General features: G+C 51.3%; 16 protein-coding genes. 13 read left to right on the top strand and 3 right to left on the bottom strand.

The window, feature by feature from the left end:
* The 6 genes from ACN4EK_RS21485 to ACN4EK_RS21460 form a co-directional block, all read left to right on the top strand.
* A partial coding sequence (locus tag ACN4EK_RS21485; protein WP_431660259.1) for a uroporphyrinogen-III synthase occupies positions 1-817 on the top strand: 817 nt, incomplete at its 5' end.
* 248 nt (positions 818-1,065) lie between these two features.
* Complete coding sequence (gene argF, locus ACN4EK_RS21480) at positions 1,066-1,986, top strand: ornithine carbamoyltransferase (RefSeq protein ID WP_431660258.1); 921 nt, start codon at positions 1,066-1,068, stop codon at positions 1,984-1,986.
* Positions 1,987-2,094: 108 nt separating this feature from the next.
* A complete protein-coding gene (gene lexA / locus ACN4EK_RS21475; RefSeq protein WP_431660256.1) occupies positions 2,095-2,703 on the top strand; it encodes a transcriptional repressor LexA in 609 nt (202 codons plus the stop codon).
* 175 nt (positions 2,704-2,878) lie between these two features.
* Positions 2,879-4,168: an AmpG family muropeptide MFS transporter gene (locus ACN4EK_RS21470; protein ID WP_431660254.1), complete on the top strand. Its 1,290-nt coding sequence runs from the start codon at positions 2,879-2,881 to the stop codon at positions 4,166-4,168.
* A gap of 131 nt (positions 4,169-4,299) precedes the next feature.
* Complete coding sequence (locus ACN4EK_RS21465) at positions 4,300-4,575, top strand: hypothetical protein (RefSeq protein ID WP_431660253.1); 276 nt, start codon at positions 4,300-4,302, stop codon at positions 4,573-4,575.
* A 5-nt stretch (positions 4,576-4,580) separates the two neighbouring features.
* On the top strand, positions 4,581-5,084 hold the full coding sequence (locus ACN4EK_RS21460) for a GNAT family N-acetyltransferase (protein ID WP_431660251.1): 504 nt from the start codon (positions 4,581-4,583) through the stop codon (positions 5,082-5,084).
* Positions 5,085-5,093: 9 nt separating this feature from the next.
* Here ACN4EK_RS21460 and ACN4EK_RS21455 read toward each other — a convergent pair whose 3' ends face one another.
* Positions 5,094-8,174, bottom strand: a complete 3,081-nt coding sequence (locus ACN4EK_RS21455) for a GAF domain-containing protein (RefSeq protein WP_431660249.1) — start codon at positions 8,172-8,174, stop codon at positions 5,094-5,096.
* A gap of 393 nt (positions 8,175-8,567) precedes the next feature.
* Here ACN4EK_RS21455 and ACN4EK_RS21450 point away from each other — a divergent pair, with 393 nt between their 5' ends.
* Positions 8,568-9,353: an MlaE family lipid ABC transporter permease subunit gene (locus ACN4EK_RS21450; protein ID WP_431660247.1), complete on the top strand. Its 786-nt coding sequence runs from the start codon at positions 8,568-8,570 to the stop codon at positions 9,351-9,353.
* A gap of 50 nt (positions 9,354-9,403) precedes the next feature.
* Here the strand turns inward: ACN4EK_RS21450 and ACN4EK_RS21445 are convergent, their stop codons facing one another.
* Complete coding sequence (locus ACN4EK_RS21445; RefSeq protein WP_431660245.1) at positions 9,404-9,742, bottom strand: hypothetical protein; 339 nt, start codon at positions 9,740-9,742, stop codon at positions 9,404-9,406.
* 118 nt (positions 9,743-9,860) lie between these two features.
* On the opposite strand from ACN4EK_RS21445, the gene ACN4EK_RS21440 reads away from it, so the two are divergent.
* The 6 genes from ACN4EK_RS21440 (at position 9,861) to ACN4EK_RS21415 (ending at position 14,758) form a co-directional block, all read left to right on the top strand.
* Complete coding sequence (locus ACN4EK_RS21440; RefSeq protein ID WP_431660243.1) at positions 9,861-10,391, top strand: RDD family protein; 531 nt, start codon at positions 9,861-9,863, stop codon at positions 10,389-10,391.
* Between the two features lie 46 nt (positions 10,392-10,437).
* The gene (rpmG, locus tag ACN4EK_RS21435) at positions 10,438-10,632 is read left to right on the top strand and encodes a 50S ribosomal protein L33 (RefSeq protein WP_431660242.1); all 195 of its coding nucleotides are present in this window, start codon (positions 10,438-10,440) and stop codon (positions 10,630-10,632) included.
* 111 nt (positions 10,633-10,743) lie between these two features.
* Positions 10,744-10,959, top strand: coding sequence for a 30S ribosomal protein S18 (gene rpsR, locus ACN4EK_RS21430; RefSeq protein WP_431660241.1), 216 nt, complete (start codon positions 10,744-10,746; stop codon positions 10,957-10,959).
* A 61-nt stretch (positions 10,960-11,020) separates the two neighbouring features.
* Positions 11,021-13,033, top strand: a complete 2,013-nt coding sequence (locus ACN4EK_RS21425; RefSeq protein WP_431660240.1) for a ribonuclease catalytic domain-containing protein — start codon at positions 11,021-11,023, stop codon at positions 13,031-13,033.
* A gap of 509 nt (positions 13,034-13,542) precedes the next feature.
* The gene (locus ACN4EK_RS21420; protein ID WP_431660239.1) at positions 13,543-13,770 is read left to right on the top strand and encodes a hypothetical protein; all 228 of its coding nucleotides are present in this window, start codon (positions 13,543-13,545) and stop codon (positions 13,768-13,770) included.
* A gap of 298 nt (positions 13,771-14,068) precedes the next feature.
* A complete protein-coding gene (locus ACN4EK_RS21415; RefSeq protein WP_431660237.1) occupies positions 14,069-14,758 on the top strand; it encodes a pentapeptide repeat-containing protein in 690 nt (229 codons plus the stop codon).
* Positions 14,759-14,772: 14 nt separating this feature from the next.
* Here ACN4EK_RS21415 and ACN4EK_RS21410 read toward each other — a convergent pair whose 3' ends face one another.
* Positions 14,773-18,126, bottom strand: coding sequence for a sensor histidine kinase (locus tag ACN4EK_RS21410; RefSeq protein ID WP_431660235.1), 3,354 nt, complete (start codon positions 18,124-18,126; stop codon positions 14,773-14,775).
* Positions 18,127-18,269: the final 143 nt, after the last annotated feature.

The raw sequence follows: 18,269 nt of genomic DNA, 5'->3' as shown, positions 1-18,269 counted from the left end.
AGATGTGTATAAGAGACAGTCCCCACCCCTTCCCCTCGCTCACAAAACCGTCCTCGTCACCCGCGCCACTGGGCAATCGGGACAATTCACTGCCCTGCTCACCGAGGTTGGTGCTACCGTGATCGAGATGCCCACCCTGGAAATTGGGCCGCCCTCTAGCTGGGATGAGTTAGACGACGCGATCGCCCACCTGGACGACTTCGACTGGCTGATCCTGACCTCCACCAATGCCGTAGACTACTTCATCCAACGGTTGCGCGAGAAACGCGGTGATGATGCTTTAGTCGAAATCCAGGTGGCGGTTGTGGGTGAAAAGACTGCCGCTCGCTTAGAACAATTGGGGATTCGTCCCGACTTCATTCCCCCCGACTTCATTGCCGATTCCTTAGTCGCAAACTTTCCAGAACGCCTCAGTGGCATGAAAATTCTGTTCCCTCGGGTCGAGAGTGGCGGTCGCGATATTTTGATCAAAGAGTTCACCAACCAGGGAGCCGAAGTCCGGCAAGTTGCCGCCTACGAATCCCGTTGTCCCGACGAAATCGATCCCGTCGCCCTCGCTGCCCTGCGCGATCGCCAAATTGATATTGTCACCTTCGCCAGTTCCAAAACCGTCAAACACTTTTGCCTACTGGTCTATCGAGCCGAACGCAATGAAGCCTGGAAAAGCTGGCTAGAAAATGTTTGTATTGCCTCGATCGGTCCCCAAACCAGCCAAGCCTGTGAAGCCTTACTCGGTCGTGTTGATGTCGAACCTCGCGAATACACCCTAGATGGTCTAGTAGAGGCGATCGCAGAGTATATCCAACGCTCTCCCTAAACCCAACCACCAACCCCGACCACCCAACCGAGCGAAGCAGACTATCACTGCCCAGCGATCGCACCTTCTGGAGGGGGTTCGGGGGACGCAGCCGTCCTCCGAATTCGGGGGGGTTGGGGGGCAGCCCCCCCAGGGTCGGCAATCAATTCATCAAATCCTAACCATGATCGACTAGGCTAACTTCCCAGGATTTGATAGGGTTTTAGGTCAATAAACGTTTTGCTTTAGAAACCAAAGGGATCAACGCAATGGGGGCACTTAAAGGTCGCGATATACTCAGCATGGCGGATTTCAGCCCAGAAGAGCTACAGGGGGTACTGCGGTTAGCCGCGCAATTAAAAAGCGGTGCCGTGAATCTGAAATGTCAGAAGAATTTAGGATTACTGTTCTATAAAGCGTCAACTCGCACCCGAGTTAGCTTCTCAGTCGCCATGTATCAACTGGGTGGACAGGTACTAGATCTGAATCCCAGTGTGACTCAGGTTAGTCGCGGTGAACCCCTGGAAGATACCGCCCGGGTGCTCGATCGCTACCTGGATATTCTGGCTATTCGCACCTTTGAGCAACGTGATCTCGAACTATTTGCGGAATACACCAACATCCCGATTATTAATGCCCTGAGTGACCTGGAACATCCCTGCCAGGTATTAGCCGATTTACAAACCATTCAGGAAAACTTCGGCACCCTGGCAGACCTCACCCTCACCTATGTTGGCGATGGTAACAATGTGGCGCATTCCCTCATGATCGGCTGTGCCCTGGCTGGGATGAATGTTCGGGTTGCCTGCCCACCGGACTACCAACCCCTACCAGAAGTTGTGGAGCAAGCTCAGGCGATCGCCAATGGTCGAACAGAAGTCACTGTCACTACCGATCCGATCGCAGCCGTCAAAGGCGCACAAGCCCTTTATACCGATGTCTGGGCAAGTATGGGTCAAGAGGACTTAGCCGAATCCCGGATTCCCATCTTCCAGCCCTACCAACTCAACGAAACCCTCCTGTCCTACGCCGATCCCGCCGCGATCGTCTTGCATTGCCTTCCCGCCCACCGGGATGAAGAAATTACCAATGCCGTGATCGAAGGCTCCCAATCCCGCGTCTGGGATCAGGCGGAAAACCGGATGCACGCGCAAAAAGCCCTATTAGCGAGTTTATTAGGAGTGAATTAATTAACACCTATCAAAAACTTTAATATCAAAAATTGCTTCAGGGACTAGACAGGCAGGAAATTTGGTGGTACAAACGTTCTATGTCCACCCTGTCCTTTATTCTGTCCTATGGATACCCTTACTGAAGCTCAACAAGAACTGTATGACTGGCTAGTTGGATACATTCGGGAACATCAATACCCGCCCTCAATCCGTCAAATGATGCGAGCGATGGGCTTAAAATCGCCTGCTCCTGTTCAGAGCCGCTTGGAACACTTGCGAGCCAAGGGTTACATTGAATGGACGGAAGGGAAAGCCCGGACGATTCGCATGACCCAAGCGGCGATGCAGGGAGTCCCCATTCTCGGCGCGATCGCGGCGGGTAACTTAGTCGAAACCTTCCCGGAATCGGAAGTAGAACACCTCGATTTGTCTACCTTGTCCCTCAAACCCAATTACTTTGCGTTACGGGTCAGAGGCGACAGCATGATCGAAGCTCTGATCGACAATGGTGACGTGGTGATCCTCAAACCCGTGGCAGATCCCAAGACCATCAAGAATGGCACGATCGTAGCGGCAAGAGTGAATGAACAAACCACCCTGAAATACTTCCATCGCAAAGGCAGCAAAGTCACGCTACAACCCGCTAATTCTCGCTATAACCCGATCGAAGTCCCGGCAACTCAGGTGGATGTTCAGGGAGCGTTAGTCGGCGTTTGGCGTGGTATCGGGCTATAGCAAAATGGCGTAATCTCACAATTTATGCTTGAGGACACTGGCGTTCACATATAGTCAACCAGCGATCAGGTCTGAGTGCGATCGTGAACCATTTCCCCCAAGTTGCCAACGGCAATATGGCATGATGGGCTGAATGCCAACCGCATTTTAGCGATTATTTGCCTACGGTCGAATTGTGAACTCCAACCAACTCCTGAAAATTTTTCAAAGCCGGAAGATCACGGCTCTATTGCTGTTAGGGTTTTCCTCGGGGCTACCATTACTATTGACCAGCCGTACCCTCCAAGCCTGGATGCAGGAGGCAAAGGTGGACTTAGGCGTGATCGGCTGGTTTAGTCTGATTGGACTGCCCTATACGCTAAAATTTCTCTGGTCGCCATTTCTAGACGGGATCATTCCTCCATTTTTGGGACGACGACGCGGCTGGCTGCTGATCACTCAAATGGGACTGATTCTGGCGATCGGGGCAATGGCGTTCCAGCAACCCCAACAGAATTTACAACTGCTGGCAATGACAGCGATGGCAATCTCTTTGCTCAGTGCCACTCAGGATATCGCTGGAGATGCCTATCGGACAGATGTATTGACTCAATCTGAACTGGGGATTGGGGCTTCCACCTGGGTCTTAGGGTATCGGTTGGCGGTACTTGTTTCTGGTTCTCTTACCCTAATTCTGGCGGATCAAATGCCTTGGAGTTGGGTCTATCTCCTGATGGCAGTGTTGATGCTGGTTGGACTGATCACTACTCTGTGGGCACCTGAGCCACAACGGGATACACCGCCAGAATCGTTAATCAAAGCGGTTTATTTGCCCTTTCAGGAGTTTTTTCAACGCTTAGGGTGGCAATCTAGCATTCTAGTTTTGCTGTTCATTTTGCTCTACAAAGTGGGGGATGCACTGGTCAATAACATGGCAAACCCCTTCCTGCTGGATATTGGCTTCAGCAAAACCGAAATTGGGGCGATTCAGGGTAGCTTTGGCTTTCTGGCAACTACGGTTGGTGTGATTGGTGGCGGCGCGATATTAACCAAAATTGGCATTTATCGATCGCTCTGGGTGTTTGGTGGGCTGCAAGCCTTGAGCAATCTGGGGTACTTTACACTGGCGGCGGTAGGGAATAATAGTCTGCTGCTCCTGCTGGCGATTAACATCGAAAACCTGTGTGCCGGATTAGTGACCGCCGTATTTGTTGCCTATCTCATGAGTTTGTGTCATCACAGCTTCACGGCGACTCAGTTCGCTCTCCTGTCGAGTTTGATGGCGACAGCGGGTATTGTTTTAGCCGCTCCCGCCGGAGTGTTAGCCAAGACCACAGGTTGGCCGGTATTTTTCTTGCTCACCCTCGTTGCCGCCTTACCGGGGCTGTTACTATTGCCGATCGTGGCTCCCTGGAACCAGGTTGCTCCCATCCTGCCATCTCCTGATGTCATCAAATCCGACTCAGACAACTTGGATATTTGGTAATCAGATCAGAGTGGTAATCAGGGGAATTCTGCCTGCAAGGTGGGAGCAAAGTAGTAGCATAGGATCAGAGCGCTTCATAAATCTTGAGTGAAGTCTCAGAATTCCCTTGCTTCCCAGTTGCATCCTGCTTTATGGCAATCTTCCGGCAATATATTGCACCATTTTTGATTGTTCTGGTTTTTCTAGTCGCCCTGTTAGCAGTCAGTTCGCGGATTTTCTTGCCCTCTGATCTGGCGGCTCCGGCTCCGATCGAAGACACCCATGCCTTACAGCCCCAGGCAAAACTTGAAATCGCGATCGGAACTGCTAAGTCCACCGCTACGGATACGGCTACCAAACTGCCCCCCTCGCTCTCGACCTTAATTAAAGGCGTTACTGATGACTTTGATTTAGTGGAGCAACTTTAGGGTTTGTGGTGGTTTTACCGGCAGGGTATCAACTACGTTCCGGTTCCGGTGTAGAGCGATCGTTGCTAGTCCAGTTTATGCAGCGTTCCTATGCTGAAATTCAGCCTGGGCATCACCATAGCCACCTGGCAAAGACAGTAGAGCAATATTTTTCCTGGGAAACGCCCCTATGGTGGGTTGAGCCGCTGCATCCTGCCCCAGCCGTATCACCAGCAACTCTGCCACGAACTCCATTTCGACCCGTTGCCTGCCTCTGGTTAGGAACGGCGATCGATCAGGGAACGGGAGAACGCCACGCCCATATTTTTCTGTTATATGTGGCTCCAGACCATCGGCGGCAAGGCATTGGTACAGCCTTAATGCAGTATGCGGAAACCTGGGCAAGGTCACGCGGCGATCGTCAAATCGGATTACAGGTATTTCAAACCAATCAACCCGCATTGCAGTTATATCACCAGTTAGGGTATCAAACTCAATCGTTATGGATGGTGAAACCGTTACCACCTTGAGAATTTGAATCAGAACTCAGGCATCTGCTCACGCGGAAACTGGAGCGTAAAGGTAGTTATGCCCTCAGCACTAGCCACTTGGATACTGGCACCTAACTGAGTTACCCGCTTTTTGACCAGTGCTAATCCCAGTCCTGTTCCATCATGTTTCCAAGGATCAGCGCTAGGGACACGGTAAAACTTGTCAAAAATGTAGGGCAGTTCATTGGCGCGGATCTCGCTGCCAGAATTACTCACCCCAATTTGAATCTGTGTAGAAGTCGCTTGCACAAAGACCGTAATCTGTCCGTGGGTCGGAGTGTATTTGCAGGCATTGGTTAACAACTCGATCAGAATCCGTTCCAGACACACTGGATCGGTGGTTAGCAATGTTAGGTCATCGGGGATATGCAGGTGCAGGTGTTGAGATTGGTGCGCCGCTCGGTCAATTAATGGTGCGATCGTAGATGGTATCCAGGTCGATAGGTCAATCCTTGCCAGTTCTAACCCTTCCATCTCTTGCTCGATCTGAGATAAGTCGAGCAGGTTGTCAATTAAACTAATCTCGCGCTGGCATTCTTCCTGCAACACTTTCATATACCGCGTTGTGGAACCCGCCTGCTCTCCAACCACCCCTAATCGTTGCAGGGATACATCTAATAACTGGGTTGCCAACTTGATATTTGCCATCGGGGTTCTCAGTTCATGAGAGATGGTACTGAGAAAGTCATCTTTTAACCGATTTAAGCGTTCTAGCTCTAACACCTGGGTTTGAGCCGTTTGATACAGACGGGACTGGCGTAAGGCGATCGCGCATTGGTTAGCCACTTGTTGGACTAAGCGAATATCCACCTGACTGAAGGTAACGTGGGCATGATGGATCAACCATAAATCGCCTAGCACTCCCTGATTATCGAAGATCGGACATGCCAGAATTGCCGCCTGTCCTTCTGAAAAGAGGGGAGAGGTCGTACAAAACTGAAAATGCTGCCCCTGCTGTAGTTGCTGATACCCCTGCGGAAATTGGGTCATTGCCACGGTATAGGGCTGGAAGGGCTGGGCTGCCTTGCTGTATTCGTAGCAGATCGTTGAGACCTGCTGCTCCAGGTTATACAGAGCGGCATTACAGGTCGTGACTCCGATCGCCAATCCTAGCTCCTGCACCACGGTTTGCAGAATTTGATGTTCATCCAGACTATCGCGGACGCGATCGGTAATCCGCTTTAAAGTGGCTTCAAATTGAAACGCCTGTTGCAGTTGCGTGGTGCGTTCCTGTACCTGGATCTCTAACTCCGCATTAAATTGCTGCACCTGCTGATAGAGTTGGGACTGCTGAATGGCGATCGCTAATTGGTTTGCCACGGTTCGCGCCAGTTCTACCTCTGAGTCCTGCCAGATCCAGGATTGATGGCAATGATTCAGGCTTAAACTGCCCCACAACTGTTCCCCAACTTGCAAAGGCACTAATAACCATGCCCCAGGATAGCTGGAGGGAGTTGCTCCATCCTGGGGGGCTGTACGGGTACTATAGTCATCCACCCGCACCACTTCCAGTTGTTTGAGTCGAGCCGTAAACAGATGGCTGTGATCAGGAATCTCTTGCCCAGTTGGATCGGGGATTTGGGCAGTTCGGCAATAGCTAGCCACATGCCGCCACACTTGATCTGGGGGAAAATATTGCACGATCGTTGCCTGATCGAGCTGTAATAGAGGACCGACTTCTGCTACCGCCGTTGCAAAGACGGTTTGTAACTCCAGGGAATTGCGAATGGCTTGAATCACTCGGTTCAAAGCCTGTTCCCGTTCTACCTGGTGTCGCATTTGGTGGTAAAGCTGGCTTTGTTGCAGCGCGATCGATAGGTGATTAGAGAGTTGGGTCAGCAGGTGAATTTCCCAGGCTTGCCACTGCCGAGGGGCGGCACAATGTTGAGCGACTAACAACCCCCAGAGTTGTTCGCTTTGTAATACGGGAATAACTAAATTCGCCCTAACCTGAAATTGGGCAAGTAATTTGACATAGCAGTCCGATAACTCATCGGTATAAATGTCTTGAACAGAACTGACCTTGCCCTGGGTATAGGAGGCAATGGCATCTGCCTGGGCTAAACAGGGGTCATACAGCGTTTCGCCTAACATCGATCGCCAGCCTGCAACGACCGATTCCACCAGCACAGACCCGCTCCAGTCAGGGGCAAACTGGTAGATAATCACCCGATCGGTTTGCAGCAATTGCCGCACTTCTGCCACGGTGGTATTGAGAATGTCATGCAGGTCAAGGGACTGGCGAATCCGTTGGGCAATTTGTCCGATCAACTGCTCCTGTTCGACCTGATGCCGCAGCGCCGCTTCCGCCTGCATCCGTTGCGTTACATCCTGAAAGACAATCACCCCCCCCGTAATCTCACCCTGGTGATTCCGAATCGGGGCGGCTGTATCGCCGATCGCCCGCTCTAAGCCATCTTTAGTTCGCAAGATACAGGAGTTGGGCAGGCTGATACTGGTACCGACCCGAATAGCTCGTAACACCGGATTTTCCAGCGCTACGCGAGTTTGCGGATCAACCAGATGCAACACGCGATCGGCGGCTTCCCCTAACGCTTCGGCTTGTTGCCATCCTGTCAGCATTTCCGCCGCAGGATTCATAAATGTAATACAACCATTTGTATCAGTGGCGATCGTGCCATCAGCGATACTCATCAACGTTGTCGCTAACCATTGTTCCGTCTGTTGCATCTGCTGTTCTAGCCAGTAGCGGCGCAGGGCAACTTGAATCGTGCTATGGAGTTGGCAGCGATCGAACGGTTTGAGCAAATAGCCAAAGGGTTCCGTGGCGATCGCCCGTTCCAGCACTTGACTGGTGGTATTAGCCGTTAAATAAATAATCGGGATATCCCATTGTTCACGGATCTGGGTTGCCGACGTAATGCCATCCATGTCACCTTCCAGGTGAATATCCATCAGCACTAGATCCGGTTTATTCTTTCTCACTGCCGAAATTGCGGCTATACCGGAGGTAACGCTAGCGACAACAGTATAGGGCGTTTCCTTAAGAAACTCTTGAATACTTAAGGCAGCAACCAGGTCATCTTCAACGACTAACACTCTTGCCATAGATCAATAAAGTCAATTTGCGCTGGTTACTGTGGCAACTGAGCAATTTTTTCTAACTAAGGGAATGAACAAAAAAAGTGTGCAGAATTCCGGAATTCACAGGCATAGTAAATTCTTTCTACTTAGAAAAATATGTGCTTCCCCAGGTGACAAATATGGCAATCACCGTCACTTTACGGTTAGTTGTAACCGTAAACAAACATGGGTTAACAGTAGATTTGCGGAGTCTGTTGAGCCAATTGCTCGATCATGGCTGACCCTAATGGATCAAAAAGGGGGATCTGTTTCAATCTGCCATTTCTACCAGAAGTTTGGGAATCCGTTATTCTGACTAAGTAGTCTGTTACAGTTTCCGTATTCTACTCATTGCGTAATTATCCGAGTACTTCTAGAGTGAGTGACGCGTCAAGTAATTCTAAATTTGGCTTATGGAGCCAGCGCCTATTCGCAGCCATCCTACTCGGTGGGCAAGTTTTAGTGCATTTACTGGCAGGTAAAATTCACCGTCGCAATACACTGGAACAAATGGCAGTTGTTGGTCCCGAGTCCCTCTTCATTACTCTGGTAGTTGCCGCTGTCATTGGCATGGTGTTCTCGATCGAAGTGGCGCGAGAGTTTGTCAGTTTGGGGGCAGGCAGTACCGTCGGTGGAGTGTTAGCGATTGCCTTAGGGCGAGAACTGGCTCCGATTCTGGCGGCGGTCGTGCTGGCGGGACGGGTCGGGTCGGCATTTGCCGCCGAGATTGGCACGATGCGAGTCACGGAACAGATTGATGCGCTATACGTGCTGAAGACCGATCCGATCGATTACCTGGTGATTCCCCGAGTAGTCGCTTGCTGCCTGATGCTGCCGGTTTTGACCGTCTTTTCGTTTCTGATCGGCATGTTGGGCGGCATGCTCATGGCGGAACCCTATGGCATTTCCCCGACGGTCTTCCTCAACTCGGCGCGGAATTTTTTGTCCGTTTGGGATCTCTGTACGTCCCCACTGAAAGGGTTTGTCTTTGGGGCATTAATTGCCATCATTGGCTGTAGCTGGGGGCTAACCACGACCGGAGGCGCGAAAGGTGTAGGACAATCCACTACAACGGCAGTTGTCACCTCGTTACTGGCAATTTTTATTTCCAATTTCTTTCTCTCCTGGCTGATGTTCCAGGGGCTAGGCAAGGTGTCACTTTAACCAGGAGCGTGCCTGGTTGGTACACGGATCTATACTCTCCCCGCCGGACTTTATTTGCTCCGCCCTTCCAACGCGGCCATGCGGCCTTCCAAGGCATTCAACCGATCCTTTGCCTCGATCGCCAAAATTGCCAAGCGATCGAGCATTTGCTGATCGCTGAGTTCCGGTGATCTGGCTCGGCTGGTAGGTGCAGGTGAACGAGAAGGGGCTGCTCCGGCTCCTTGCCGCGCACTCAATTGAGCTACCTGTGCCCGTAACTGGCTGACCTCTGCCCGTAATACATAAATGTCTGATTGCAAGTTATAGGAGGGTTGCGCTGTGACTCGCCCTTGCAGCATCAGGAGTAGAGCGGTGATCAGAATGCCGACGACCCAAAATTTCTTCAACATAAGACCTACCTGAGACGGCTGATGGGATATCCACATTCTAGAAACCGCCACTGGCTTCCGGAGGCATCCCCTACTATGGAGACAGGAGAGCGATCCGCTGTAATTTTTATGTAGTCTAATGTATGACGGTGAGCTAGTTTTAGTCCCACGGTTTCCCCGAGTGCCCCTGCCCCGACGAATCGCTGCATTTGCGATCGATGTGGTGGTCATTGGGCTGTTGAGCCTGTTATTGGGTCAGCAGTTCTATGGTGTCCTATTTATGTTGTTATGGTTAGGGCTGCGCGTCCTCGTCGTGGCGAAGAATAAGGGGCAAAGTCTGGGGCGTTGGGCGTTGGATATGAAGGTCATCAATCCCCAGTATCGGGCGATTCCAGGCTTGCTGGAGTTAACCAAACGCGAGACTATCACTGGATTGGGTGCCTTACTTGCCTGGATTGGTCTGGTAAACCTCAGCCCCACCAATGGATTATTACTGGTTTTACCAATTCCGCTGTTAGTGGACTGTAGCTTTGCCTTCACCGATGCTGAGTATCGGCAGGCATTTCACGATCGCATGGCTCAAACGATCGTCGTGCAAACGCGGCGAGGGTACTCCTTAGATATCAAGTTACGCCGGTTATTTGCCCAAGCTGGTCGTCGTATGAAATAATGGATGTTTGTGTCGAATTCTGTCCCACCGTTGAACGAGTCGGAGTATGGCAAAGAGTAAAGATGTCCGTCTAGTCATCACCCTGGAATGTACCGAGTGTCGCACCAATCCGGATAAGCGATCGGCTGGGGTTTCCCGTTACACCACCACCAAGAACCGCCGCAATACCACGGCTCGGTTGGAACTGAAAAAGTTCTGTCCGCACTGCAACAAGCATACGGTTCATAAAGAAATTAAATAACAACCTGGAGGCATCGTCGTAGTGGGTTGGACTGCTCCATCCCAACGGTGATTGATCCTGGCTGCCCTGAATTCATTGCTCATTTGTTACTGGCTACTAAATCACTGAACCATGACCTACCTTCGTCGTCGCGTTTCCCCCATCAAACCTGAAGATCCCATCGATTACAAAGATGTTGATCTGCTGCGGAAGTTTATCACTGAACGCGGTAAGATTCTGCCTCGCCGGATCACTGGACTAACTGCCAAGCAACAGCGTGATCTGACCGAAGCTATCAAGCGGGCTCGCGTCCTGGCTCTGCTACCGTTCATCAACAAGGAAGGTTAAGGGCAGAGACGTTCTCGGTCGATCCGGATTGCCGTTTTATCCCTTAAGCCGCAGTACCTCCATGGAGAAGGGCACTCTTGTTGAATTTCGAGTAAATAGCGATCGTCGCCTTGGGGTGGTTGAGCGTCCAGAGGGCAAAAAGCACTGGATTGTCACCGATGAACGTGGGCAACCGCATACGCTCCATCCCCGACAGATTACCTATGAGATCTCAGGAAGCTATAAGCCTTCTGAGATTTCCGCCTTTCTCAATCAGGTCCAACCCTATCTTGATCCGTCTAGCCTGGAAGTTGCCTGGGAACTTTTAGTCGAAGACAACGAGACGGCTGATCCAGAAACAATGGCAATGTTGCTGTTCTCGGATCAAAGCCCGGTACTGTGTTATGCCGCCTATTGGTTGCTTTCCGAGGACAAGCTTTACTTCAAGCAGAAAGGTGAACGGTACGAACCGCGCCCCAAAGCCCAGATTGCTGAACTGAAACACCAGCAAGCTATGGAAGCCCAACGGCAGCAGGAATGGCAAGGGTTTCTGGAGCGGATTCAGCAGGCACTTGCCCAGCAACCGATCGCATGGCAACCTAGCGATCGACTGCGACTCGACGCTCTAGAGCGATTTGCTACGCTAGGAGAGGAAGCGACCCACCGCACCCCCGCCCTGGAAACCCTGGCGCACTTAAAGCGACCGGAAACTCCTCAGGGAGCTTTTCAGTTACTGGTAGACTTGGGGTTGTGGAGTCTCCACGAAAATCTGTTTCTGCGCCGCAGTCAGATTCCGGTTCAGTTCCCTTCTACGGTATTGGAAGTGGCGCAACATCGCTTAACCTCTCCACCTACAGACTTGCATCCCGATCGCTTGGATCTGACTCATTTAAAGGTCTATACGATCGACGATGAGAGTACGCGTGAGATTGATGACGGTTTAAGCCTGGAAGCATTGCCCAATGGACAGCAGCGCCTGTGGATCCACATTGCGGATCCAACCCGGTGGCTCCTCCCGGGTGATGATTTAGACTTAGAAGCCCGTCGTCGCAGTACCACAGTGTACCTGCCAACGGGCATGATTCCCATGTTTCCCTCCGAACTGGCGACGGGGCCCATGAGCCTGGTGCAAGGCAAAGTGTGCTGTGCCCTCAGTTTTGGAGTGGTATTGAATGAAGCTGGGGCGATCGCGGATTACAGCATTCATACCAGTCAGATTAAGGCAACCTACCGCCTGACCTACGAAGATGTCGATGAGATGTTGGAGTTAGGGGTACAGGCAGAATCTGAACTGGAAGCGATCGCCCAGTGGGCAAAGCGGCGACAGTCCTGGCGGCAGTCTCAGGGAGCCATCAGCATTAACATGCCAGAATCCTCGATTAAAGTGTATGAGGATGAGATTGTCATTCAGGTACTTCAGGATTCCCGCGCCCGGATGCTGGTGGCGGAAATGATGATTCTGGCGGGTGAAGTTGCCGCCCGGTATAGCCAAGCTCACAATTTACCCATTCCCTTCCGCAATCAACCGCAACCCGAACTGCCTCCAGACGAGGAACTCTTAATTTTGCCAGCCGGTCCGGTGCGTTCCTGTGCGATTCGGCGCTGTATGCCCCGGAGTGAGTTGAGTATTACTCCGGCTCGTCATGCCAGCTTAGGATTGGATACCTACACGCAAGTCACCTCGCCGATTCGCCGATACAGTGATTTACTGGCTCATTTCCAAATCAAAGCCCATCTGCGAGGTTCGCCACTGCCATTTTCGGCGGAGGAAATGCAGGAACTGACGATGGGAGTGAGTACAACGATTCAAGAGGCTACCCTGGTCGAGCGGCAAACCAACCGCTATTGGGGCTTGGAATATTTGCGTCGTCACCCTGCCGAGGTTTGGCAAGCTTTAATGCTACGTTGGCTGCGGGAGCAAGATAATTTGGGGCTGGTGCTGTTGGAAGATCTGGGACTAGAGTTAGCCATGCGGTTTAACCGAGCTGTGTCGCTGGGAGATCGCATGGATCTGCGAGTCAGCTATGCGGATCCCCGGCAAGACATTGTGCAGTTTGAAGAAGTCACGGTGCAAACAGCGTGGCAACCGAACTAAATCACCCTGAAATACCACCCAAGTGGGTATAGAAGCTAGGAATTTTACTTGATAAGATCAAGAGAAATACAGAGGTAAACCAAACCTTGTAATTTGCGTTTCTCCCCTGGGCTAGAGGCAGATCTACCTGAGGTTACTTCTAACCGTGAGTGAACAATTTCTCTAGTTCTATAAAGATTCCCTATTGGCTACGGGATCTTGCCTGGAACAGTGTTATTGTCATTGGTAAGTGGGGCACTCTATCCATATCAGTAGTCTATGCTTGGGAAAACCATCCTGATCGTACCTCAGCTTAGTTAGCAACTAATCTTGGGACTTGACTATTGATCGTAGAGCGTCGATACTGCTGGGAGCTAATTGCTCTGTTTGGCGTGTCCGCTAACTGCCAACTTCATCCCTATCCATCAGCCCAGATTGGTTTAACTACCCTAATCCTGGTTCTCCAGTAACCAAATTCTGTAGTTAAACGCCATGATGACTCGCTGACCACCTAAACCTTTGTAACAGCAATGTTTCAACCCAAACGGCTACAACCCCATCCCCTTGACTGGTCATCGCATCGCTACAGTTCCAGTCCAGTTCAGGAGCCGCCCCAGCGCAGTCAGGTTGTCGCCAATTCCGCAAACGTTCATCGTGACGCGTTGATCAATAGTCTGGTTCCAGAAGGGCTGAGTCCCAATAAACGAGCGATCGTCGAGCATTTGATTACCACCTGGCTCCAGAATGCCGAAGCATAGGTGACGAATAGAGCAGTTGTAATTATTTGTTTGGATAAAATTAGGTTTGCTGGGGGTGAGTTAACTCAAACAGTATTAACCTTCAATGCCAGTGATCCGGATTCCAGACGATCTCTAGATCTTAATGTTAAGATTTTCTTAAAGTAAATTAGCAGAACTGGTGCCTGAAACAGTATCACAGCTAGGTTGTTCTATCTAGTTGCATAAGATTGCGTAGCTTCTAGTGATTAGACTGTAGTCCTAACTGGTTGCTGTGCCCTGAATCACAAAGACCTGAATAGATCAGGCAGTTTTGCAAATGCTGAGTGACTCATCTCTCCAGAAGCTCCAACAACTGATTCAACGGATTGTAGAGGCAGAGACTGACGATTTTATTGAATTAGCGAAGTTAGTGGGGTTTGATCCGCTGAAGGATTTCGCGGGTGCCAAATTAACTGGAGCAGAACTGCGGGCGGCTCAACTAATTGGGGCAGATCTGATTGGATCTAACCTGATGTGTGCCAATTTGATCAATGCCAATCTCAGTCAAGCCAATCTGACGGAAGCTAACTTAACCGAAGCGGATTTAACCAACGCCATTTTAGATAATGCGGTTCTGACCAATGCGAATTTGACTGGAGCCAAACTCAGTAGTGCCAGGTTGTTACATGCCAAGCTTGCTGAAGTCACCCTGACACGAGCCCAGTTAAATCATGCGAATTGCCGTCGGACTAATTTGATCGGGGCGCAATTGAGTAATACCCAAGCTCGGGGTGCCATGTTCAGCCATGCCGATTTGCAGCGGGCTAACCTGACCTCTGCCGATTTGACGGGGGCAAGTCTGTATGGAGCTAATCTGAGCGATGCCAGTTTAGCGTTTGCCAACCTCAGCTATGCCAATTTGGATGGGGCAACGTTAAAGCGAACTCAGTTTGCTGGCAACGAGGGCTTGACGAAACCAATGATTTGGGAGTTGAAGCAACGAGGGGCAATCTTTGAACGGGCTTGAACAAGCAACCGCCATTAGCCAGCGATCGGCAGGGTAAACCAGAAGATTGAGCCTTGACCGGGGGTGCTATCCACACCGATCTGACCGCCATAGTGGTGAATCAGCCGTTGACAGCGATGTAGTCCCAGGCCAATCCCCGTCAGATGCCGATTATCCAACCCCCGAATATACAGGTGAAACAGGCGATCGCACTGGGCACGATTCATGCCAATGCCATTATCTGCAATGGTACAGTAAAGCATCTGATCCTCGGAGATCGTGGCATTCAAGGTAATCACCAGCCCCGGGGGATTATGCTTCAGGGCATTAGTCAACAACTGCTCAAAGATCTGTTTCAAGGCATTGCCATTTGCCTTAACCGCAGGCAAATCCGGCGTTATTTGATTCAGCACCGTTGCCTGATTCTTGACAATTTGGGCTTCTACTACCACCAAACTGGCTTGTAACGCGTCTGACAGGTTAGTTGCTTCCCAAGCCGGATCTGGGATACTGGGAGCGGCTGTGCAGTCTTGCTGCTCTTGCAGGGAATTCAGTAGTTGTAATTGGTTTTCGCTACTTCTCAGCATACATTCCACCATGCCGCGAGGGACAGCGATCGGATCATCGCATTTACGCAAGAGGTTATTCAGCACCATCAACATGCCCTGAGTCGGGGTACGCAAATCATGGGAAACCGCATGGAGCAACAGATCCTTAACCTGGTTGATCTGCTGTAACTCTTGCATCCGTTCCTGGAGTTCTAGTGTCCGGGCTTCTACCTGGCATTCCAAACTGGCGGCTAAGGTTAGTACCTGTTGATATAAATGGGCTTGTTGCAGCGCAATTTCTACCTGGGTAGCGAGTTGCTGAAGTAAATCAACTTCAAAGGGTTGCCATTGGCGGGGGGCAGAACATTGAGTGGCAATCAAAACTCCAAACACCTGCCCCTCTAGCATCAGGCGAATGCCCATCCCGGCTTTGACCTGACAACGACGGTAATATTCGGCTAGGAATGGTGTCTTTTCGACCTGCTCGGTATCATCCACCACCCGGATCCCATCGCTGAACAGGTGACGAATTTCGGCGACGGCATTGCCATCATCCAGCCGCCACCCTAAAACCGATGACCATTGGGGATCCACCGATTCAGCAACGGCCCGACAGCAGCCAGTGTCACTCAGATGACTAATGAAGACCCGATCGACTTGCAAAAATCGTCGCACTTCTGCCACGGTCGTATTCAGGATGGCTTCGAGATTGAGAGAACTGCGAATGCGAGAGGAGATTTCTGCCAGTAAGCGTTCCCGTTCTGCGGCAAACCGGAGTTGGGCTTCTGCCTGTTTGCGATCGGTAATATCATACGCGGTGGCTAAGGCGGCGGGTTGACCCTCAAAGTACACCATGCCAGCATTCATATCGACCCAGCGTTCTTTGCCCGTTTTGGTCAGAATTTTGATTTCGTACCGACTGGGGACGGCGGCTCCCTGTTGGCGAGCTAACCCGCGTTCCTGCACGATCGCCCGAAAATCGGGGTGAGCCAGTTGCCAAAAATCGATCGATAACAGTTCTTCCTGAGAATATTCTGTAATGGTGGTGGCGGCGGGATTGACGTAACGTAACCGATTCCCCTGATACACCATAAAGGCACAGGCGGCGGTTTCAGCGACTAACCGGAAGCGGGCTTCACTTTGCTGTAGGGCTTCTTCGGCTTGCTTGCGATCGGTAATATTTTCAAAGATCACACCAACACAGTTATCGGGGAGGGGAAAGGCTTTGGTGGCATAAATTCCTTCGGGCACCTGGTGGTCGGTATACCGGATCTCGCCCAGATCTCGCACTTTCCCCGATCGAATCACCTCAGCATAGAGTTTAGGGAAGGCGGTTTCCATTAGAACCGGGAAAATGTCTGCCATCCGGTGTCCTACCAAGTCTGCGATCGGGGCAGTGATATGCAGCATGGTGCGAGCGGCTGGATTGCACTCGACTAAAGTGAAGCTATCGACCTGATCGAGATCGTGAAGTTGCCACACTAACAGCCCCATCTGCATCCGTTTGACAATATCGGCATACCGCTGAATTTGCTCCTGTGCCCGTTTGAGGTCAGTGATATTTTCGACCATGCCGATCGTAAACACTGGATTGCCTTGAATATCTCGAACGAGGGAATTGGTTAAACGAACGGCAACCTCTTGCCCATTTCGCTGAAAGTGGCGCTTCTCAATCTGGTAAAAGTCCCGCTTACCAGTCACCATTTCACTAAACAGCTCCACATCCACTGCCAGATCATCGGGGTGGGTGAAGTCAGCAAAGGTCATGTGCGCCAGTTCTTCCCGGCTATAGCCCAACATGCTTTGGAGAGCGGGGTTACTCTCGACAATGCGCCCATCCAGGCTATCTAACCCGATCCCGATCGCGGCTCCTTCAAAAATGGCACGAAACCGCTCTTGACTTTGCTGACGTTCGGCTACTGCTGCCGCTAACACCAGTGCGGTCATCATCATTACGCCAATGAAGGTTTGCAGCAACAGTACCGCCTGCCGCGTATCCCCATTGGTTTTTGCCATGAACGAGCCCGCCCCTTGCACCACGCCCCAGATAGCAATGCTGGAAACGACCAGACTACTCAATACCGTTGCGCGTTGTCCTAATTGCAGAGCTGCCCAAATGATCAAGGGAAAGGGCAAATACTCTAAGGGATAATGGGCGATCGCGGTTTTGCTAGCACAGGTAAACACAATGCTACTGACCCCGATCAGGAGTCCTGCCCAAATCAGCAGCGCTAGCGTTTGGTAGCGGAAGGCGGCTTCAGTTTGCCAACGCCGTTTTAGCCGTCTGAGGGTGAGATCCGGGGGGAGTGGTCTTCCTACCCAGGTCAACAGAAATGGCGTGACGAGCAAGATTCCCATGCCGTCTCCTAACCATACCGTCCACCAGTTAGAGGCAAACTGGCTCCAAGAGCGTAGACCCGATACACAGCCCAGCAGTGTATTGGTGGTGGCGTTTAACGTTGGAGCGAAGATGACCGCGAGAGCCAGAAAGCTAATCGTATCGGGAATCCGTTTCAGCGATCGGTCGAATCCTACGCACTGCAACAATTTCTGAGCCACGATCGCTTCCAGCGTGCTGCCAAAAGCGGCTAGAATCGCCACCCACCAGGGCACACCCAACGACATAGCAAACAGAAAGGTACCGAGCGTAATGCCGACCCAAACTCGCTGCCCATACAGCAGTAGGGCTGCCAGTCCAATTCCTGCTGGAAACCAGATTGGTGAAGCCTCTATCCCTAAATCAAGGGTCTTAAAAGTGCCATACGCCGAGAGAAAACAGGTCAGCGCGATCGCACTAATAATTAGCCAGTAGCGGATTGGGTGAAAACGGTTCAGCCGCATAGCTACCATGAAGCCCGCAGACGATCGCGCAGAAGGTCTACCATGTCTGTGCTAGGGTCGCGATCGTGGCAAGTTATCCAGGTTGTGATGGTATTGATTGGCGTAATCAGATTTGATGCAGTTGTGACCATGCTATCCCCCCG

The organism is Pantanalinema rosaneae CENA516 (genome assembly GCF_050753385.1).
Taxonomy (GTDB): domain Bacteria; phylum Cyanobacteriota; class Cyanobacteriia; order Leptolyngbyales; family Leptolyngbyaceae; genus Pantanalinema; species Pantanalinema rosaneae.
The sequence above is the reverse complement of the archived record's forward strand: the minus strand, read 5'-3'. Positions and strand labels throughout refer to the sequence as shown.